Genomic DNA, 19,334 nt, shown 5'->3' with positions numbered 1-19,334 from the left:
AGCAAGGAAAGAAAATGAACATGCAAAACAAAGCAACAGTTTCCGCGCTGCTGGCAGTTGCAATGCTGGCGGCTGGGTGCGGCGGGGGCGACATCGCCGTGAATGAGCAGTCCAATCTCGCAACCCGGACGGATGCTGCTCGAGCTTACTCGTACGACGTCTACTACTATGACGGTCCAGACCTAGTCATGCAGGCCGGCTTCAAAATGGTCGGTTGCAGCGGGCCCATCCAGATGTACGGAGTAGAGACTGAGTATTCAGTGACGGAAAACGTGGCCCAATGCAGCTACGGCGGGTATGAATGCCCGGAACTTGGCGTGCCCTGTTTCTAACCCCTGCATTGTCCCAACCTTCAGGTCTTGAAGGCCAGAGGCACTCCTCCTGAAGGGCTTGTAACTGTTTGCCGTGCCCCGTCCTGACACTGAGCCGGCCGGGACGGGGGCTCGGCCAGAGCGGTGGTCAGTTCTGGCTCTTCGGGAGCGTGACGGTGCCCGGGTTCTCGATGGCGGCGAGCGCAGCGCGCTTCAGATAGTGGCCTGGGTCCTCGCCCCGCAGACGTGCAGTCTCGATGAGGGAGTAGAAGAGAGCGGCCACCTCGGTGCCGCGCTGGGACTTGCTGCCGGAGTGGTTCTTGCGGCCCACCACCCCATGTTGGCGCCCACCTTCACGGGCCCCTTGGGGAACGCGTCGACGAGGGCGTCCTCCACGCCCAGCCCGCTCAGCTCGCCGAGCACCTTCGACCGGACCTCCTCGTCCGTTACCGGCTTGCCGTCCGCGTCCGTCACCTGGGTGCGGCCGTTCACGGATTCGCCCACGTAGGTCCGATGGCTGATGGGCGATGGCGTGCGGGTCTCCCGGCCCGCCGCGGACTTCGTCACGTGCACCACCTCGCCGAAGGTGACCTTCGCGCGGGTGATGAAGTCCCCCTTCACCGCGAGCACCGTGTAGACCCACGATTCAATCGCCTCGGCGAACAGGAAGAAGGGCTCCGGCTCCATGCCCGGCCCGGTGAGGTGGAAGTCCTGATGCACCGCTATCCGCCTCGTCTGCTCGTCGAACTCCCCCACCACCGCGTCCGGCGCCGTGAAAAGCAGCGTCCGCGCCTTGGCCTCAGCGCCCACCTTGGGCGCCTCCCTGGCCTGCACGGTGAGTGGCGACAACCCCAGCACTCCCACGACGACGGCCCACGGCCCCATTCAGTGCATGTGCTCTCCTGTCGACACAATCCTTTCACGACGGTGGCCCGGGCGTCAGCGGGCCGCGCGGGAGTGGGAGGTCCGGGCGCGGTGATGACAACGCATAGAGGAATACTGAGCGCGCGGCCCCGGGCGGCGTCGGGTCGTGCGTGAAAACGCGTGCCACGTCCGGAATGCCCTGCTACCCCACAGGTTCACGCCGCCGTCCCGTCGCCTGGAGTGCACATGCACAGCAGGTCCCTGGCCCTGGTCGTCTCCCTTGCCCTCGCCTTGCCCGCGGCGGCGCTGGCGCAGTCCACGCCCCGCGCGAAGGGCCAGGTACAGGCGAAGCCGCGGCAGCTGCCCGCGTGGGTGCAGCAGAGCAACGTCCACACGAAATACGTGCTGGACGCGCTGTCGAGGTTCGACCCCGAGGACTCGGCCAAGGCGGGCGTGGAGGGACTGGACGAGGCCATCCTGGACCGCACCCCCGGCTACCGCGACCGCATGCGCCAGGCGAGGGAGGCCGTGCTGGCGGAGCTGCGCACCCGGCTCGCCGCGGAGCAGGACCTCAAGGTGCGCCAGGACCTGCAGATCCTCATCGAGGCGCAGGAGCGCGCGCTGAAGGCCGCCGCGCTCGAGCAGCAGTACTTCGTGCCCTACGCGAGCGTGGCGCAGGGGGTGTTCAACGGCGTGCGCCTGCTGCTGGATGAGCAGGTGGCCCCGCAGCGGCGTCAGGCGGCGCTGGTGCGCCTGCGCAGGTACGCGGGGCTGGAGAAGGGCTACGCGCCCATCGCCGAGCTGGCCCTGGCGGACACGCGCGCGCACCTGGCGAAGCCCGGGCGGCTCCTTCCCATGAAGGCCGAGCTGGAGCGCCACCTCGAGACCAACGCCTTCCTGCTCGACGGGCTCGACCCGCTCTTCCAGAAGTACGGCCTCCAGGGCTACGAGGAGCCGCTCGCCACGCTGAAGAAGCAGCTGCTGGACTACGACACCTTCGTGCGCACGGAGCTGCTGCCGCGCGCGCGCACGGACTTCCAGCTGCCGCCGGAGGTCTATGCGCACAACCTGGTGGAGCTGGGCGTGGACGTGCCGCCCGCCGAACTGGCCGCGATGGCGCGCAAGGCCTTCGGCGAGCTGCAGGCGGAGATGCAGCAGGTGGCCGCGCAGGTGGCCAGGGCGCGCGGCTGGAAGGATGCCGACTACCGCGCCGTCATCCGCGAGCTGAAGAAGGAGCAACTGGTGGGCGAGGCCATCCTCCCCCACTACCAGTCACGGCTGAAGCAGCTGGAGGCCATCATCCGCTGTGAGCGCCTGCTCAGCCTGCCCAGGCGCCCCGCGCGCATCCGGCTCGCCAGCGAGGCGGAGAGCGCCCGGTCCTCGGGGCCGCACATGGTCCCTCCCCGGCTGCTGGGCAACACGGGTGAGCAGGGCGAGTTCGTGCTCCCGCTCAACCTGCCGTCCAAGGCGCCCGGCGGGGCGAAGAAGCTCGACGACTTCACCTTCGCCGCCGCGAGCTGGACGCTCACCGCGCACGAGGCGCGCCCCGGCCACGAGCTGCAGTTCGCGCGCCTGCTGGAGGACGGCGTGTCCAACGCCCGCGCCTTCTTCGCCTTCAACAGCACCAACGTGGAGGGCTGGGGGCTGTATGCCGAGCGCATCACCCTGCCCTTCCTCCCGCCGGAGGGGAAGCTCATCAGCCTGCAGCACCGGCTGATGCGCGCCGCGCGCGCCTTCTGAGACCCGGAGCTGCAGCTGGGCCGCACCACGCCGGAGCAGGTGAAGCAGCTGCTGATGACGGACGTGGTGCTGTCCGAAGCAATGGCCACCCTGGAGGTGGGGCGCTACACCTTCCGCCTGCCGGGCCAGGCCAGGCCACCAGCTACTTCTACGGCTTCACCCGCCTCAACGAGCTGCGCGCAGAGGTGGAGCAGGCGATGGGCAAGCGCTTCGACGCGCAGCGCTTCCACGACTTCGTGCTCGCCCAGGGCCTGCTGCCGCCGGACCTGCTGCGCCAGGCGGTGTTCGCGGACTTCGTGCGCGGCCCGCTGCCGACCCAGGGCACGATGGCGAAGTAGGCTCACGCGGGAAGGACGGCGACGGCCTCGATTTCGAACAGCATTCCGTCGAGCGCCAGGCGTGGGACGGGAATCAGGGTGCAGGTCGGCTTCATGCGGCCGTTCCACGCCCGCTCCAGCTCGGCGCCGAGGACCTTCAGCTTCTCCTCGGAGTGGTCCACCACGAGGACGGTGAGCTTGGCGACGTCGCCGACGCCAGCTCCCGCGGCCTCCAGCGCCGTGAGCAGGTTGTTCATCGCCTGTCGCACCTGCGACGGGAAGTCTGGTGCCAGGGCGCCGGATTCGCTCTCACCGCCCTGCCCCGCGATGAAGACGAGCCGGCTGCCAGGGGCGACCTGGGCCACGTGGGAAAAACCATAGGGAGCAGGGTCGAAGAGCCCCTTCGGGTTCAGCAGGGACAGGGGAGACTTCTTCGCCGGAGCGCCGGTCTGGGACATGGAGGCCTCGCTGAATCTGGATGAGTTCCATCCTGGTTTCAGGGCAGAACATAAGGAAGCCGAGGTGTCTTGTCAGGCAGCAGGCCGCTACGCTCGCGGACTCCCGCGACAAAGGGGTTGGCACGATGAAGAGCGCCTGGCTGCGATGGGTTTCCTGGCTGAGCCTGGGGGCCCTGTGCCTCACGGGAAATGCCCTGGCGCAGGTTCCCGCCACGGCCTCGCCCGAGGCGCTCCGCGCCGAACGCCGGGGGCGCCTGGTGAAGCTGTGGGGCGAGGTTCGTTTCCGCCACCCCCGGGCCTTCTCCATGCCCGCCGAGTGGGACGCTGCCTTCCTCTCCGCGCTGCCCAGGGTGGAGGCAGCGCGGGACGCGGAGGCCTATGCCGCCGCGGTCCAGGGCATGCTCGCGGCCCTCGGGGACCCGGCCACGCTGGTGGAGCGTGAGAAGCCCCCCTCCTCCTCCGGCCCGGCCCCCGCCCTGCGCGCGCTCAAGAGCTGGGAGAAGGACGTCCTCGTGCTCGATTTGCGCAACCTCCTGGGGCCGCAGGGGGAGGCCTCCATGCAGGAGCTGCAAGAGACGCTGGATGCGGACGCCGCGAAGGCTCGCGCGGTGGTGATGGACCTGCGCATGCGAGGACTGCGGCGCTATGGCCTCTCGTGGATGGTGCCGCGGCTGCTGCCTCACTTCATCGACGGCGAGCTGAGCGTTCCCGGCCTGCGCGAGGTGCACCACCTGGGCCTGAGGCCGCAGGATGGCGCGCAGAGCTTCTATCGAACCGAGCTCACATTGCCCACGGACGAGGTGGTCACGGGCACTCCGGGCAAGAAGCCGGCCCTGCTCGTCTTCCTGGTCGACGAGGACTCCGCCATCGACCTGTCCATCCTGGCCCTGCGCGCCCGTGGGACGGCGCTCCTGGTGGCCGAAGGCCCGCTCAATGAGGGCGCCACGAACACGCAGGACTCCGTGCCGCTGGGCGAGGGGTACCGCGCACTGGTGAGTCTCAATGAGACGGTGCTGCCCCTGGAGGCGGACGTGAAGCGGCCCGCGCGCGCCCGTCTGGATGGCCCGGACGAAGGGATGCGGCAGGCCCTCTTGCTGGCCGCCCGCCCCCCCAAGCGGAAGGCCGGCGTGGCCGCGGCCCTTCGGCCCACGGCCGCCTGGCGCTTGGAGCCGAGCTACAAGGACGCGCTCCAGCCATCCCGGGAGATGCGGCTGCTGGCCGGGGCCAAGCTGTGGACGGTGGTACGTTTCTTCTTCGCCTACCCGGACCTGATGGACCGGCCGTGGGAGGCCCGCCTGCCGGAGCTGCTCGAGAAGCTGGACGCGGCGAAGGACGCGACGGAGTACGCGCTCGCATTGGCCGAGGCGTGCACCTGGCTCCAGGACGGACACGCCTCGGTGCGAGGCCATCCGGAGCTCCAGCGCTTCTTCGGCGTCGCCCCGCCGGTCTGGGTGACGGACATCGGCGGCAAGGCCGTGGTGGTGGAGGTGCTCGATGCGCAGTCCGCGCCCGGACTCGTGCCAGGCGACGTCATCGAGAAGATTGACGGAGAGCCCATCGACGCGCGGGTGCGGCGGTTCACCCCGTACGTGTCGGGCGCCCTGCCCGGTCATCGCCGGGACCTGACCCTGCTGCGCACGCTCGCGGGAGAGGAGGGCTCCACGGTCGTCCTCGGCGTGCGCGGCGCCCAGGGGGCCAGGGAAGTGAAGCTCACTCGCACGCCCCGGTGGAAGCTGCCTCCCTCGAAGGCGGAGCCCTACCGGGTGCTGGAGGGGAACATCGGCTTCGTGGACCTGGAGAAGCTGGAGGCCTGGCAGGTGCCCGCGATGTTCGAGAAGCTCAAGGACACCCGCGGCATCGTGTTCGACCTGCGCGGCTACCCGCGCGGCACGATGTGGGAACTCGGGCCCTTCTTCGACGTGAAGGGCTCGCGCCCCTATGCCTGGTACGAGCGCCCGGTGGCGGGAGGCCAGCACACGGGTTGGCTGAAGCTCAGCGATTCGCTGCCAGAGGTGGACATTCCCAAGTACAGGGGCCGCACGGTGACGCTCATCGACTCGCGAACCATCAGCCAGGCCGAGCACACCGGGCTGATGCTGGAGGCCGCGGCGGACACCGTCTTCCTGGGCAGCGCCACCGCGGGCACCAATGGCGACGTCACCCAGGCGGTCCTGCCCGGCGGCATCACCTTCCATTTCACCGGACAGCAGGTGCGCCACGGGGATGGACGGCAGCTGCAACGCAAGGGGCTCGAGCCCCACGTGAAGCTGCGGCCGACGGTGGCGGGACTCCAGGCGGGCCGTGACGAGTTGCTGGAGCGCGCCGTCCAGCTCCTGCGCGAGGAGCCCGCCAACGCGCCGGCTTCTTCGAGTCGCTGAGTCCGCGTCCAGGAGAGAGAAGGCAACCCTCGCTCGAACAGGAGCCACCCACGCCTTCGCGTGCCTCCGCGGAAGGACTCTCCGTGTGAGCGTCCTGGCCCATTGGCGACCAGGCGACGAATTTTCGTTTAATCCTGTTAATCCGCTTTACGCCAGCAGCGATTCCGCCACAATGCGGCTGAAGGTCGTCGTGAGTCGCTCATCCACGACAGCCCGGTAACCCTCCTCGCATCGACAACTCCTGAGGAACTCATGGACACTCCCTCCAAGCCTCGCTCGAACTTCACCCGTCGGCACTTCATGGCCGGTCTTGGTGCCACAGCGGGCGCTCTCGCTGGCGGTCTCGGTTTTCCGGGCACGGCCCGGGCCGCCGGTGACGGCTTCGGGCTGCGCATCGTCGATAGAAACGAAAACGGCGGTCGCCTGCAGTACTACCGCTTCGCCACCGACGCCATCGAGTGGGACCCGGCGGTCAACGTCCTGCTCCCCGACGGGTACCACACCAGTGGCAAGAGGTACCCGGTGCTGTACCTGCTCCATGGAGGCAACGCGGACTTCCGCACCTTCCACATGCAGGACAACATCATCAACCTCACGGCCTGGCGCGACGTCATCGTCGTCATGCCGGATGCCTCGACGGGCTGGTACTCCAATCCCGTGAGCACCAACTCCGGCCCCCGCAACTGGGAGACCTTCCATATCGGCCAGTTGCTGCCCTGGATCGACGCGAACTTCCGCACCTGGGCCGAGTACAACGGTCGAGCCGTTGCCGGGTTCTCCATGGGTGGCTTCGGTGCCTTGAAGTACGCCGCCAAGTACTACGGTCACTTCTGCTCGGTCAGCTCCCACTCGGGCCCGGCGAGCCTTCGGCGCGACGGCGGCCTCGTCGTCCACTGGGCGAACACAACCTCGGCGGCGATGGACCTGGCCGGAGGGAGCGTCTACGGCGTCCCCTTCTGGGACGAGGCGAGGGTGAACGCCGACAATCCCATCCAGCGCATCCCCAGCTATCACAACAAGCGGATCTTCCTCGCGGCCGGCACGTCACCCGACCCGGTGAACTGGTTCGACTACGTCAACGAGACCCAGGTGCTCGCCGGACAGCGCGAGTTCCGCGGCGCACTCGGTCGAGCCGGGATTCCGCATGAATGGCACGAGGTTCCGGGAGGGCACTACTTCCGGCACGAGCTGTTCGTCCGGGACCTCAACGGAATGCTGGGCCGGCTTCGCAGGGCGGGCTGACGCCGAGCGTTTCGGAGACGCGGGCTTCCGTGCCCGCGTCGCCTCCCATCCAGCTCAGTCCCCCTGGCCCGGAGCCAGGGACGCCCAGTCGCGGGGCTGACGACGAGCATGAGACGGCTACACTGGCGGCATGGCGAACGCTGGGGATGACGAGACTCCGTCGGGGCCACGCGCGGCTGGGCCGGGCGACCTGGCCACGATGGATGGAGCGCTCCCCGTCCCGGACCGGAGCCGGGCGCTCCCGTTCTCCGACTGGGAACGCTACGAGCTCCTCGAACGCCTGGGTCAGGGAGGCATGGGCGAGGTCTTCGAGGCGAGAGACCGCAGGCTCGGGCGCAGGGTGGCGCTCAAGTTCATCCGGGATGCGAACACGGAGCGCGCAGACCGCTTCCTCCAGGAGGCGAGGACGCAGGTCCGCGTCGACCATCCCCACGTGTGCAAGGTGTTCGAGGTCGGCGAAGTCGGCGGAAGGCCGTACATCGCCATGCAGCTCGTCGCGGGACAGGGATTGGACCACGCGGCCTCCGGGATGTCGCTGACCGAGAAGGTCCAGGTGATGCGGGACGTCGCCGCCGCGGTCCACGAGGCGCACCGGCTGGGCGTCATCCACCGGGACCTCAAGCCCTCCAACATCCTCGTCGAGCGGCACGAGGGCGGGCGCTGGTTCCCCATCGTCGTGGACTTCGGCCTGGCCTACGACGACGCCCACGGGCACGGCCTCACCCATACGGGGGCGCTGCTGGGCACGCCTTCCTACATGGCGCCCGAGCAGGCCCGGGGAGACCTGGCGCACATCGATCGCCGCACGGATGTCTACAGCCTCGGCGCCACGTTCTACGAGCTGCTCACCGGCGTGACGCCCTTCTCCGCCGCCACGGCCGCGGACGTCGTCACGAAGGTGCTCCAGGAGGAGCCGCCCTCGCCACGCGCGCACGTGCCGGACCTGCCGGGGGATTTGGAGACGCTGGTCCTCAAGTGTCTCAACAAGGAGCCAGAGCAGCGTTACGCGTCCGCGCGCGCCCTCGCGGAGGACCTGGGGCGGTACCTGGATGGCGAGCCCATCCTCGCGCGGCGCCCGAGTCTGCTGTACCGCTGGCGGCGCCGCGCGCGAAAGCACCGCGCGCTGGTAGGGGTCTCCGCGCTGTCGCTGGCCAGCATCCTCGTCCTCTCCGTGCTGGGTGCGCGCTCGTGGCTGGAGGCCCGGCACACGCGCGCCCAGCTCGCGACGCGGGCCCGGCTGGCCGAGCAGGTGGGCCAGCAGGTGACGGAGATTGAGTGGTTCCTGCGCACGGCCTACGCCCTGCCGCTGCACGACACCCAACGGGAGCAGCAGCTCGTCCGCGAGCGGATGGCGCGCATCGCCTCGCAGGCGCGGGAGCTGGATGAGTACGGCAAGGCCTTGATTCACTACGCGCTGGGGCGGGGCCACCTCGCGATGCAGGAGTTCGAGCAGGCGCACGCGGAGCTGACGCAGGCGCGCCAGCGGGGCCTGGACTCACCCGAGCTGCACTACGCCCTGGGCCAGGCGCTCGGCGCGAGGTACCGCCAGGGGCTGGAGGACATGCGACGCGGTGGCGACAAGGCCTGGGTGGCGAAGCGCAAGCAGGCCCTGGAGCAGGAATACCTCGTGCCCGCGCTCCAGTCCCTCGAGCGCAGCCGCGCGCTGGAGCTGGAGTCGCCCCACTACCTCGAGGGCCTCATCGCCCTCTACCGCAAGGACTATGACGTGGCGGCGCGGGCGGCCGCGCGAGCCACCGTGTCCGCGCCGTGGATGTACGAGGCCCGGAGGCTCGCCGGAGATGTGGCCCTTGCCCGGGCGGTGGAGCGGCGGGAGCGCGGGGACTACGACGCGGCCCGGGCGGGACTCGAGGAGGCCGCCACGCTGTACACGCAGGCCCTGGAGGCGGGGCGGAGCGACGCGAGCAGCTACGAGGCGCTCGCGCAGACCTGGCTGGAGCGCGTGGACGTCGAGCTCGACCAGGGCCGGCCCGCCCGGGACGCGCTGGAGCGCACGCTGGTGGCCACCGCCCAGGCCACCCGCGCCGCGCCCCACCGCTCCATGTCCTACCGGCAGCGAGCCTATGCCCTGATGCGCCAGTACAAGGTCGAGAACACCCAGGGGGCCGTCGAGAAACTGGAGCCCATCCTCACGGATTGGATTGCCTCCGGACTGCGCGCGGTGGAGCGGGCCCCGAACGACGTGTATGCCCATGACGCGCTCGCCAGCGGCTACTACACGCGCGGGCTCTACGAGTGGCGCAACCAGCGCGACCCCCACCCCTTCTGGGACGAGGCCATCGTCCGGCTGGAGCACGCGCTCCAGCTCCAGCCCGACTATCCGTGGGCACTGAACGATTTGGCGCTCATCCACTTCAACAAGGGCAACCACCTCCGGGAGCACGGCGAGGACCCCCGCCCGGAACTCGAGAGGGCGGCGCGGTACTTCGAGCAGGCCGCGCGGGCGGACCCTCAGTACCTCTATGCCTGGTCGAATCAGGTACACGTCTACAACGCGCTGGCCGACTACGGCCTCGGGCGCGGGCTGGACCCCGAGGAACACGTGCGCAGGTCCATCGAGGCGGGCGAGCGCAGCCTCGCCATCAACGCGAACCATTCCTCGGCGCTGGGCGGCATGGCCGCCGCGGAGCTGATGCGCGCGCAGTACCTGCTGGAGGCCGGAGGGGACGTGCGCCCGCCGCTGGAGCGCGCCCGCCAGCAGTTGGAGCGCGCGCTGCGTGGCAACCCCACGGACGGACGCAGTCACCTCCACATGGCGGAGGCGCACCACCTCGCGGCGCTCCAGGCGATGCGGGACGGAGGCAATCCCGCCGCCGAGCTCGAAGCGGGCCGCGCCGCGCTGGAGCGGGCCTACCGGGGCGCGCCCGGGTGCGTCGACTGCCGCGTCGTCGGCGCGCGGGTGGCGCTCGCGGAAGCGGAGTGGGCGCGGCGGCAGGGCAGGCCCATCCTGCCGCTGCTGCACGGGGCGCGGGCCGAGGCCCAGCGCGCCGTGGACAGGGTTCCCTACTTCGAGGCCCACCAGGAGCTGGCGCGCGTCTACTGGCGGCTGGCGCAGGCGCTGCCGCCCGCCGGCGCGAGAGCGGCGATTGCGAGCGGCCTGGACCAGGTGGAGCGGGCCCTGAAGCTCGATGGGAACCTGGCGCAGGCCCACCTCATCCGTGGGGGCCTGCTCCTCCTGCGGGCCCGGAGGACGGAGGGCCTCGCCACGCGCCAGGAGGCCGCGCTCCAGGCCCGCGCCGCCTTCGCGCGGGCCTTCGAGCTCAATCCGCTCCTGCCGCCGCGGCACCAGGAGCTCGCGGGCGAGGTGGAGTCGCTGCTGGCCCACCTCGCCGCGAGCCGGGGACAGCGCTGAGTCAGGGCGCGGCCTTGCCGGTGATGATGCGGTGGGGCTGGAGGTCCTCCGCGGTACAGGCGGGGAGCAGGGGCAGGGCCTCCGGGTTCCAGTCCTCCAGGACGAAGAGGTCCGGCCGGCGCTGGTTGGACGGATTGAAGCAGACCGCTCCCGAGGTGTCCCAGATGGCCTCGATGTTGCCCTGCTCGATGCTGAGCTTCGCGAAGTTGATGACGTTGTCGCGGATGCGGATGTCGGTTCCCTCCACCGTGTAGCTGTTGAAGTCCTGATACGGGTGCGTCTTCGGGTGGGCGAAGTAGGCGGCACGCTTGCCCTGGATGCAGGCGCCGAGGAACCGGGTCGGGTTCCCGTTGGCCTCGAGCGTGGGGTTCCAGGGCACGTAGTTCCAGTTCTCCATGCAGGTGACGATGGCGCCCGAGACGCAGGCCATGGTGACCGAGCTCGCAGAGGCCTGGATGACGCCCGTGGCGCCATTCACCTGGTGCGCCGGCAGGACGGAGAGCGCGAGCGGCGTCTTCTCGCTCTCGGGAGTGGCCTGCGCGTCGCCCGGGAGCGAGCAGTAGTACCCGGAGATATTCCGCCTGGTGTTGTCGTACCTGGCCCGATAGCGGAAGAGCTTGAGCTGCGTGTCTGGCCTGTCCGGGTTGGTCGCGCCCGCGAGCGCGACCTCCGTGAAGGTGAGCTCGAGGGTATAGGCGTCCGGGGTGTCGACCATGAAGAGCAGCGTCAGCTTCGGCAGCGTCGAGCCCACCACGTGAGCGGGAGTCACCGCTCCCTGGAGCAGGTAGGTGAAGCCGAGCCGGGACGTGTCCGGCACGGTGGAGGGCTCCACCTTGAGCAGGCTGCCCTTCTTGTCGCCGTCGTAGCGGACCTGGATGGGGGTGCTGAGGACCTCCCTGTCCTCGCCTCCGGACCAGAGCCGCCCCTTGAGCCGCACGCTGCTCACACCGCCAGTCTTCGCCGGGAGGTTCTCGAAGGACTCCGGGCAGAAGCGCAGGTTGCTCGCGGGGTTGAGCCAGAGGCAGTAGCTGCCGGTGTCGGAGACGTAGATGCCGGGACCGTTGCCGTCGCCCGGGCAGGTCGTCCCACCGGGACAGTGTGTGGCGAGCTCGCTGACCTCCGGAGTCCCGCCGCCCGTCGCCGTGCTCGAGATGCTTCCGTGGGCCACGCACCCCACGAGTGAAACCAGGATGGCCATCAGTGCCACCGCGCTCCGCTGGTCGAGTCCGTCCTTCATGACCGTTCGCCCTTTCGTGCTGTTCGTGGAGGCGGATTGCACGAGGCGTGCCCGCGCAATCAATCGCGAGCGGCGCGCGGGCGCGGGAGCTGGTAGCGCCGGGCCTTGAACTTGAAGGTCCGCAGCGGCATGCCGATGAGCTGCGCGGCGCGCGTCTGTACGCCGCCGGTGGCCTCCAGGGCCTCTCGCATCCGGCGGTACTCCAGCTCGCGGACCTCCTCGGCGATGGGGCGGAAGCTCGCGGGGGCCGTGTCCGGGGCGGGCGCCGTGGGCGGGAGCGGAGGGGCTTCCTCTTCCGGGGGACGCTGGAGGGAGTCCGGCAGGTGGGAGGCCTCCAGCATGGGGCCGGTGGCGGTGGTGGCGGCGTACTCCATGACGTTCTTCAATTCGCGCACGTTGCCCGGCCACGGGTGCGCCCGGAGCACGTCCATGGCGGCGGCGGAGATGCGCGGCGCCGTCCTGCCCGCGCGGGCCAGGGCCTCCTGGAGGAAGCGGGTGGCCAGCAGCGGCAGCTCGCGGGGACGGTTTCGCAAGGGCGGCAGCACGACGACGGAGGCCGACAGGCGGAAGAAGAGGTCCTGGCGAAAGCGGCCGGCCTTCACCTCGTCCGCAAGCACGCGGTGGGTGGCGGCGACGATGCGCAGGTCCACCGGGCGCTCGCGCGAGTCTCCCAGGCGGGTGATGCGCTGCTGGTCCAACGCGCGCAGCAGCTTGGCCTGCACGGAGAGCGGCAGCTCCGCTACCTCGTCAAGGAAGAGCGTGCCCCCGCTGGCCCGCTCCAGCAGGCCGGCCCGCGAGGCCACCGCGCCGGAGAAGGCGCCCCGCTCGGCGCCGAACAGCTCGCTCTCCACGAGGCTCTCCGGCAGGGCCGCGCAGTTGAGGGAGATGAACGGCCGCTGCGCGCGCGGCGACCAGTGGTGCACGGCCCAGGCGGCGTTCTCCTTGCCCGCGCCCGTCTCGCCATGGATGAGGACGGGGATGGGGCTCGAGGCCAGCCGTCGGAGCAGCTCGAAGAGGCGCACCAGGGACTCATCCGCCACCATCACCGAGCGCTCTCCGAGCGCGAGCTGATACAGGTCCGGGCCGCTGATGCGAAGGCCGCCGGAGGGCGCTGTCAGCGCCACCGCCCGCGCCGCGGAGATGAGGGTGTCCGCGTCCAGCCCGTCCTGCGGGGCACAGGCCACGCCCGCCCGCACCTCGGGCGCCAGCGGGACGAGGCCCTCCAGCATGGGCTGGACGACCTCCTCCGCCTCCTCCGCCGTCAGCTCGGGCAGCAGGACGAAGAGCTGCGTGGGCCCGCCCCGTCCCACCAGGTCCATCAGTCGCAGGCCGCCGCCGAGCGCGCGGACCAGTTCCTCCAGGGGGACATCCGTGGGTCCCAGGGCCAGCGCGACGACGCTCAGCGCGCGCTCGTAGCGCAGCACCCGCTCCAGCTCCTCCGCCAACCTGTCCCGCAGCGGGGCGGCGCCCAGCAGGAGCCGCTGTGGCGGGGGGATGTCCCTCCGGTGGAAGACGAGCGTGACGTCTCCCAGCATCACCACGTCTCCGCTGCGCAGCACCTGCTCGCCGGAGATGAGCTCGCCGTTGACGCGGACGCCGTTGTGGCTGTCGAGGTCGGTGATTCGGGCCTCGCCTTCCACCACGCTCAGCCGGGCGTGGCGCCGGCTCACCGAGGCGTCCTGTACGAGGAGCTCGACGCCCGCGCCGCGGCCGATGGTGAGTGTGCCGTCGCGAGGCAGGGGCACAATCGAGGACGAGCCCCCCTCCATCACCAGCAGGGAGAGGCGCTCCGGCTCGCAGGGAGAGGCGCGGCGCTGCTGGCCCGAATCCACGGTTTCTTTCGCGCTGGGGGGCTCCATGGGGGAAGCAAACCACGGCGGGCCCCGTGGGCGGGGCAATGGTTGCCCCATGGGCAAGACCTGCCTCGCGCGAGGCCCACGCGAAGGGCAGTCATTGCCTCTCCTGCGCGAGCGGGGTGGGCACTCCAGGGCGCACGAGCCGTTGGCAGGCCGGCTGCAATGGCCGTCCCCCGCGGGCGACCTCCTGCCCGGCTTCGCAAAGGACACACACATGAAGGCACATTCCTCCAGCCGCCCCGCGTCCCGGAAGTGGGCCGTGGGGCTCGCGCTGGCCGCGATTCCTCTCTTCGGCTTCGACCGGGGCTGCGTCACCCAGCCCCAGACGGACATCCTGGTCACCAGCTCCTCGGTGAACGTCCAGGGCTACATCCATCGGTTCGACGACAACACGCTCCAGTGGCAGGAGAACATGGCCGGCTGGGCCCACCTGCGCGTCAACGGGGGCGGCTTCATGGTGTGGGACCAGACGGACGCCAACAACGTGTGGCAGCAGTCGGGGGTGCCGCTCTCGCTCGGCGTCAACGTGCTGGACGGCGAGACCTGGCGCGCGACGCCCAACGGTAACATCGTCGGCAGCATCGATGGCTTCATCCTCGAGCGGAAGAACGACCTCGCCGCCAACGGCAGCCAGCCGGTGTTCCTCGACTGGTCCGCGTCCGGCGTCGACGCCGAGCTCAAGGCGATTGCCACGGGCACGCTCAACGGGCCGCTCACCGCCGCGCAGCAGACCGCCTTCGTCAACGACGTGAAGGCTGGCGTGGCGAGCTTCTTCGCCAACGCCTACGCCGGCACGTCCATCACCCTCGCCAGCGCCCCGGGCATTGGCGTGCACACGGTGAAGTTCCTCGTCGGCGACACGACCAAGTGCAACCTCCTCGGCAAATCACCCGGGGACTACAAGAACACCAACAAGACGCAGACGTCGCAGGTCTTCGTCGGCGTGTTCCGCTGCATGCTGGTGAAGAAACTCGTCTCCACCACCCCGGCGGAGCTCACCGACACGCTCGCCATGCGCGTGCAGGACGTGGCGACGGCCATCGGCCGCACCGCGGCGCACGAGGCGGGCCACAGCTTCGGCCTGGTCTCCATTGGCCCGACGCGGCTGCACGGCTGCGAGGACTCACACAACTGCGAGGCCTATGACGATGCGAACCCGTCGGACCGCTTCGACGTGGGCCACCACATCATGGACCCGGGCAACAAGTCGCAGTTCTACGCCCGCATCGGCCAGGCAAACCCGACCACCCGCGCCACGAAGAAGCCGTACTTCGAGCGCTACGGCAAGAGCTACCTGAAGATCATCCACCCCTGATTCCAGGCGAGGCATTCCATGAAAAATCAAATCCTGCTCAGTTCCATTCTCTGCATGACCCTCTTCGTCGGCGCGGGCAAGGCGCTCGCGCTGGACATTGCTCCCGGAGGCGATGCGCTCGGCGGCCAGTTGGAGGACTCCAGGTCCGCGGTCATCGCGCAGCTGACGTCCAACGGCAGCACGGCGATGGTCTTCACGACGTCGGTGCAGCTCACCGGCCAGACGCCCACCCTGTTCACGCTCCCGCATGACACGTACACCGCGGACAGGCAGCTCGTGACCGGCAACTACTACCTGCTCTTCCTCTCGATGGACGCGGCGGGCGGGCTCGAGTTGGCAACCAGCGCGTACTCCATCGTGGCCGTGAGCCTCCACGAGGCCGAGAGCTACCGCACGGCGATTGCCAACTACCAGCAGACCTGGAGGGACCCGCAGGCGTTCAAGCCGGTGGCGCTCGCGCAGCTCGACGCGTCCGTGCCCTACCTGCGCTACAGCGCGATGGCCGACCTGGCGCACCGCGGCCTCTTCACCGCCGCCGACGGCGCGCTCCTCTCCCAGCTCGCGGCCTCCAGCACCTCCTCGCAGCCGGAGGTGCGCAAGCTCGCGCTGATGCAGCTCGGCGGCCTGGGGCTCGTCGCGTACGCGGAGCAACTTGGCGCCGTGCTGGGCAACGCGGCGGAGCCCACCTCGATCCGGCTGGCCGCGCTGGACGGCCTGCGCTTCATGGGCCGCACCGACGTGATTCAGCGTCAGGCGGCCTCGGTGGGGGACAGCCCGAGCCCCAAGCTGAAGACGCGCATGCTGGAGGCGCTGGAGCAGCCGCAGCCGCAGTAGCCCCCGGGCTCCGGTCAGCGCCAGCTGCCCGGAGCCCTGAAAGGAGACAGCGTGGCGGGACGTACCTGCTCGCTGTCTCCTGCTGCTTCGCGGTCATGTCCTCATCAGGCGCCGTGCTGTCTGTCTTTCAGGCACCCGTGTGATATGCCCTGGCATTCCAACGACAGGTGTGGACGAACCCGCGACGGGAAGCTCACGCGGCTGCGGGCGTGAGCATCTTCGTCGCATCCACGCGCCACGGCGCGCCCCCCTGGGGCATGATCGCGATGCTCGCGGCCTTCGGGTACGCCGGTGTGGTGGCGAAGTTCAGCGAGTTCAGGTCGATCATCGTGAGAATCCCGCTAAACGCAGACATGAAGTAGTACTTGAGATTGGTGTGGTCGCGTACGCTCGTCCACATCGTGTAGTCGCCGTACGTGGTCGTATACGAGGGTGGCATGGTGTCTGGAGTGCCCGTCGTGGACGGCGAGTTCTTCACCGTTTCCAGCAGCATCCCGTACGGCGTCCCCATGCAGATCTGCGTGAGCTGCAGCGCGACCATGACCGCGGTCTGCTCTGGACCGGCGAAGCCGGGCGGGGTCTTCGACGGCGGCGACGTCTGGAAGATGCCTGGCGCCGGCAGCCAGCCCATACCGTCCGCCGGGAGCTGGCTGATGCCCTGGGAGAGGATGGTTGCTCTGACGAATCGCGAGGCGGACAGCGAGTCTCCGGGCAATCCGACCAGACCGCCCCCGACGGGATTGCCGGCACCCGAGGTGGAGGTGGCGCTGCCGACGAGCGTCAGATTGTAGTAGTTCTTGACGTTCGTCAGCTGCCAGTCGTAGGTCGGCCAGTTGGTCATGACGCCGTTGGTGCACTTGTAGATCTGGGGCGTGCCCCCGATGAACTCGATGACGGCGCTCTGACCGGTGTTGTCCGTCACGATGTAGTGCAGCGGGACATAGAACTTCTCTCCCGGCTGAGGCCCGACGACGATGATCTTCTGAAAGGCTGACAGGAAGTCATTGACCGACGCGAAGTTGCCGAGGATCCACGCGGGAAAATCCAGGAACGACACCTGATTGCTCTGCGTCCCAGCCCCAATGGTGCCGTACTGGGTACCGGGGGCGAGCCACAGCGCTCCGACGGACAGCCCCTCGCTGTTGATGCCGTCGTTGAAGGTCGGCAGAGTGTCCCAGTTGCTCCCGGAGGGGGCGATCCCCACGAAACCATAGGGATTGGTCCAATTGAGCGTCGTCCACCCCTGGGCTGCCGCCGCGCCGGGAGCGGCCGGTGTCAGCGGCCAGGACTGCTTGCTCGGCATTACGTAGACGCTCTGCTCAATCACTCCCGGCATCTCCAGCGCTCTCGCGCTCACGAACATCCGCGTCGCGTCTGGAGAGCTCTGACCGGGATTGGCGGGGACGCTGATCATCAGACTCGTGCACATTCTGGGGCCTCTCTCTGGGTGGTATTTCACCGCTATGCGCGACGCCTCAGCGTATGTTGGAGGATGCCGCCCCGCACGAGAATCGCGGCGTCTCCTGCGCGATCCGGCGGCGAGGCCGCTCAATCTATGAAATGAAAAGTGGCACACCCAGACGGGCGAAGCATGTCTTTGCGAAATGTTGCGACACGGACATAAGCAGGCGCGGCACCCGCGAATGGAAGTGCGGCGTCACCTGCATACCCGCCTCAGGGTGTCTTGTCGAAGCGGGCCTCCAGCTTCACGTCCGAGCAGGGCGTGCGGGCCACGAGCATGAGGTAGTAGTAGGCGCCGCGACGCAGTCAATCCACTGGTGGAACTCCGCGTCGTTCGCCGTGCCCAGCGCATCCAGGGACGGGCGTCGTCTCCGAGTATGTGGATGGGAACCCTGGCACGAAGGACGCCTATCCCATGCACGTGTGCGGGGCCGGCGGGTACGCGATGAGCGGCATCCACGTCAGCAACAACCTGTTCAACTGCGTCAGGTAGCTTCGGGCACCGCGAGGACCGCTCGACGCAGAGCGGTCTTCGTCATACGGGTACGAGCAGGTCTTTATTAACCCTCGTCAATGCGGGCGAGGGCGCCCCCTCCCTACTCTCGAGGCCACAACGTCGCTGAACGTTCTGGAGCCCTCGCGATGAACACCACCCGCCTCTACTCCCGCTCCCTGGGAATTCTCTTTCTCCTTCCGTTCTTCGCCTACGGCATCGGCACCGCGCTCGTCACCTCCGTCCTGAATGAGCCGGAGCACCTGGCCGTGGTGGCCGGGCAGAGGACGCTGTTCGTCGGGGGCGCGCTGCTGCTCCTGTTGAACTCCATCACCGTCGTCGGGCTTGGCGTGCTGTTCTTTCCGATACTCCGCGAGCGGAGCCCGAGCATCGCCATCGCGTACGTCTGCACGCGGGTGATGGAGGCGCTGCTCCTCATCGTCGGAGTGGTGTTCCTTCTGTGCATCCTTCAGCTCGGAGAATCCGCGCAAGGGCAGACGACGCCGGAGCTGGTGACCCTGTCCAGACTTCTCTCGAAGGGGAACTTCTGGGCGTACCAGCTCGCGATGATCATCCTGGGGGCCGGCAGCGTGGCGTTCTGCCTGTCGCTGTACCGCTCCCGGCTTCTTCCCTCGTTGCTCCCGCTGGTGGGCGCGGTGGGCTACGGGCTTCTGGCGCTGGGGGCCGTCCTCGAGCTCTTCGGGCTGCCGTGGGGCATCCTCTTCTCCGGGCCCGGGGGCCTGTTCGAGCTGTTCCTCGGTGGCTGGCTCATCGCCAAGGGGTTCCGGACGGTCACGCCTTCCGTCGCGGCGTAGCCGGCTTGCCGCGCGTGGCAATACGCTTTCGGATCCGGCTCAGCGACTCGGGCTTCACGCCGATGTAGCTGGCCAGCTGGTACTGGGGAATCCGCTGGAGGATGTCCGGCCGCGTCTTCGAGAGCTTGAGGTAGCGCTGCTCCGGGGTATCGGTGAGATAGGAAGCGAACCGCTCCTGCTGCTCCGCCAGGACCTTCTGCATCACCCTCCGGGAGATGCTCTCGAAGCGGGGGAAGCGTCGATAGAGGCCCGCCTCGCGTTGCTCGGTGCCCACCACCATCGTGGTGTCTTCCGCGCAGACCAGGAAGTGCTCCGCCGGGGTCTGGTTCATCATGCTGTGAATCGAGAGGACCCATTCGTCCTCGGTGAAGAACCCGTTGCTCCGCTCTTCACCGTCGACGACGTAGTACTGGCGGACGCAGCCCTGGAGGACGAAGTAGGCCTCGGTGCAGACCTGGCCCGCCATGAGCAAGTGCGTGCCTTTCGGACAGGTCTTCACCACCATGCTGTCCAGAATGGCCTGGGCCTCCTCGTCCGACAGAGGAGAGATGCGGCGGAAGTAGTCGACGAGCTTGTGTTTCATAGGAAACCAGGGCCTTCCGGGGAGGGGCAAGCTCAAAGAGGAGCACCTGACGGCCGACTC

General features: G+C 69.0%; 15 protein-coding genes. 9 read left to right on the top strand and 6 right to left on the bottom strand.

Annotated features, from left to right (window positions below; genetic code table 11):
* Window positions 1-14 precede the first annotated feature (14 nt).
* A complete protein-coding gene (locus tag G4D85_RS16860) occupies window positions 15-332 on the top strand; it encodes a hypothetical protein (protein WP_164013123.1) in 318 nt (105 codons plus the stop codon).
* A 192-nt stretch (window positions 333-524) separates the two neighbouring features.
* Here G4D85_RS16860 and G4D85_RS16855 read toward each other — a convergent pair whose 3' ends face one another.
* A complete protein-coding gene (locus G4D85_RS16855) occupies window positions 525-1,196 on the bottom strand; it encodes a hypothetical protein (protein ID WP_164013122.1) in 672 nt (223 codons plus the stop codon).
* A 225-nt stretch (window positions 1,197-1,421) separates the two neighbouring features.
* Between G4D85_RS16855 and G4D85_RS16850 the strand changes: the two genes are divergently transcribed.
* Complete coding sequence (locus G4D85_RS16850; protein ID WP_275900293.1) at window positions 1,422-2,915, top strand: DUF885 family protein; 1,494 nt, start codon at window positions 1,422-1,424, stop codon at window positions 2,913-2,915.
* Entirely contained in the window at window positions 2,813-3,253 is a 441-nt protein-coding gene (locus G4D85_RS50310; RefSeq protein ID WP_338052897.1) for a DUF885 family protein, read from the top strand. Before G4D85_RS16850 ends, G4D85_RS50310 begins: the two co-directional genes overlap by 103 nt.
* A 2-nt stretch (window positions 3,254-3,255) precedes the next feature.
* Here G4D85_RS50310 and G4D85_RS16845 read toward each other — a convergent pair whose 3' ends face one another.
* A complete protein-coding gene (locus tag G4D85_RS16845) occupies window positions 3,256-3,690 on the bottom strand; it encodes a RidA family protein (protein ID WP_164013121.1) in 435 nt (144 codons plus the stop codon).
* Between the two features lie 125 nt (window positions 3,691-3,815).
* Here G4D85_RS16845 and G4D85_RS16840 point away from each other — a divergent pair, with 125 nt between their 5' ends.
* The 3 genes from G4D85_RS16840 to G4D85_RS16830 all read left to right on the top strand — a co-directional run bounded on the left by G4D85_RS16840 (window position 3,816) and on the right by G4D85_RS16830 (window position 10,680).
* Entirely contained in the window at window positions 3,816-6,068 is a 2,253-nt protein-coding gene (locus G4D85_RS16840; RefSeq protein WP_164013120.1) for a S41 family peptidase, read from the top strand.
* Window positions 6,069-6,320: 252 nt separating this feature from the next.
* Window positions 6,321-7,310, top strand: coding sequence for an alpha/beta hydrolase (locus G4D85_RS16835; RefSeq protein ID WP_164013119.1), 990 nt, complete (start codon window positions 6,321-6,323; stop codon window positions 7,308-7,310).
* 130 nt (window positions 7,311-7,440) lie between these two features.
* Window positions 7,441-10,680 (top strand): serine/threonine-protein kinase, encoded by a 3,240-nt coding sequence (locus G4D85_RS16830; RefSeq protein WP_164013118.1) that lies wholly within the window; start codon window positions 7,441-7,443, stop codon window positions 10,678-10,680.
* A 1-nt stretch (window position 10,681) separates the two neighbouring features.
* Here the strand turns inward: G4D85_RS16830 and G4D85_RS16825 are convergent, their stop codons facing one another.
* Together G4D85_RS16825 and G4D85_RS16820 are read right to left on the bottom strand one after the other, a co-directional pair.
* Complete coding sequence (locus G4D85_RS16825) at window positions 10,682-11,917, bottom strand: ADYC domain-containing protein (RefSeq protein ID WP_164013117.1); 1,236 nt, start codon at window positions 11,915-11,917, stop codon at window positions 10,682-10,684.
* A gap of 59 nt (window positions 11,918-11,976) precedes the next feature.
* Entirely contained in the window at window positions 11,977-13,776 is a 1,800-nt protein-coding gene (locus G4D85_RS16820) for a sigma 54-interacting transcriptional regulator (RefSeq protein ID WP_240359324.1), read from the bottom strand.
* Between the two features lie 211 nt (window positions 13,777-13,987).
* Between G4D85_RS16820 and G4D85_RS16815 the strand changes: the two genes are divergently transcribed.
* Window positions 13,988-15,088 (top strand): hypothetical protein, encoded by a 1,101-nt coding sequence (locus G4D85_RS16815; protein ID WP_164013115.1) that lies wholly within the window; start codon window positions 13,988-13,990, stop codon window positions 15,086-15,088.
* An 18-nt stretch (window positions 15,089-15,106) separates the two neighbouring features.
* Window positions 15,107-15,922 (top strand): hypothetical protein, encoded by an 816-nt coding sequence (locus G4D85_RS16810; protein WP_205525573.1) that lies wholly within the window; start codon window positions 15,107-15,109, stop codon window positions 15,920-15,922.
* Between the two features lie 193 nt (window positions 15,923-16,115).
* Here G4D85_RS16810 and G4D85_RS16805 read toward each other — a convergent pair whose 3' ends face one another.
* Window positions 16,116-17,285, bottom strand: a complete 1,170-nt coding sequence (locus G4D85_RS16805) for a linear amide C-N hydrolase (protein WP_275900296.1) — start codon at window positions 17,283-17,285, stop codon at window positions 16,116-16,118.
* A 740-nt stretch (window positions 17,286-18,025) separates the two neighbouring features.
* On the opposite strand from G4D85_RS16805, the gene G4D85_RS16800 reads away from it, so the two are divergent.
* A complete protein-coding gene (locus G4D85_RS16800; protein ID WP_164013109.1) occupies window positions 18,026-18,691 on the top strand; it encodes a DUF4386 domain-containing protein in 666 nt (221 codons plus the stop codon).
* Here the strand turns inward: G4D85_RS16800 and G4D85_RS16795 are convergent.
* Window positions 18,669-19,274, bottom strand: a complete 606-nt coding sequence (locus G4D85_RS16795) for a Crp/Fnr family transcriptional regulator (RefSeq protein ID WP_164013107.1) — start codon at window positions 19,272-19,274, stop codon at window positions 18,669-18,671. The genes G4D85_RS16800 and G4D85_RS16795 overlap by 23 nt on opposite strands.
* Window positions 19,275-19,334 lie beyond the last annotated feature (60 nt).

This window comes from Pyxidicoccus trucidator (assembly GCF_010894435.1).
Lineage (GTDB): Bacteria > Myxococcota > Myxococcia > Myxococcales > Myxococcaceae > Myxococcus > Myxococcus trucidator.
This window is presented reverse-complemented; position numbering and strand designations above follow the sequence as displayed.

What these genes read in the sequence shown, in the direction of transcription:
- G4D85_RS16860 (WP_164013123.1), top strand. Translation starts at nt 15, where the DNA reads ATGAACATGCAAAACAAAGCAACAGTTTCCGCGCTGCTGGCAGTTGCA.
- G4D85_RS16855 (WP_164013122.1), bottom strand. Translation starts at nt 1,196, where the DNA reads ATGGGGCCGTGGGCCGTCGTCGTGGGAGTGCTGGGGTTGTCGCCACTC.
- G4D85_RS16850 (WP_275900293.1), top strand. Translation starts at nt 1,422, where the DNA reads ATGCACAGCAGGTCCCTGGCCCTGGTCGTCTCCCTTGCCCTCGCCTTG.
- G4D85_RS16845 (WP_164013121.1), bottom strand. Translation starts at nt 3,690, where the DNA reads ATGTCCCAGACCGGCGCTCCGGCGAAGAAGTCTCCCCTGTCCCTGCTG.
- G4D85_RS16840 (WP_164013120.1), top strand. Translation starts at nt 3,816, where the DNA reads ATGAAGAGCGCCTGGCTGCGATGGGTTTCCTGGCTGAGCCTGGGGGCC.
- G4D85_RS16835 (WP_164013119.1), top strand. Translation starts at nt 6,321, where the DNA reads ATGGACACTCCCTCCAAGCCTCGCTCGAACTTCACCCGTCGGCACTTC.
- G4D85_RS16830 (WP_164013118.1), top strand. Translation starts at nt 7,441, where the DNA reads ATGGCGAACGCTGGGGATGACGAGACTCCGTCGGGGCCACGCGCGGCT.
- G4D85_RS16825 (WP_164013117.1), bottom strand. Translation starts at nt 11,917, where the DNA reads ATGAAGGACGGACTCGACCAGCGGAGCGCGGTGGCACTGATGGCCATC.
- G4D85_RS16820 (WP_240359324.1), bottom strand. Translation starts at nt 13,776, where the DNA reads ATGGAGCCCCCCAGCGCGAAAGAAACCGTGGATTCGGGCCAGCAGCGC.
- G4D85_RS16815 (WP_164013115.1), top strand. Translation starts at nt 13,988, where the DNA reads ATGAAGGCACATTCCTCCAGCCGCCCCGCGTCCCGGAAGTGGGCCGTG.
- G4D85_RS16810 (WP_205525573.1), top strand. Translation starts at nt 15,107, where the DNA reads ATGAAAAATCAAATCCTGCTCAGTTCCATTCTCTGCATGACCCTCTTC.
- G4D85_RS16805 (WP_275900296.1), bottom strand. Translation starts at nt 17,285, where the DNA reads ATGTTCGTGAGCGCGAGAGCGCTGGAGATGCCGGGAGTGATTGAGCAG.
- G4D85_RS16800 (WP_164013109.1), top strand. Translation starts at nt 18,026, where the DNA reads ATGAACACCACCCGCCTCTACTCCCGCTCCCTGGGAATTCTCTTTCTC.
- G4D85_RS16795 (WP_164013107.1), bottom strand. Translation starts at nt 19,274, where the DNA reads ATGAAACACAAGCTCGTCGACTACTTCCGCCGCATCTCTCCTCTGTCG.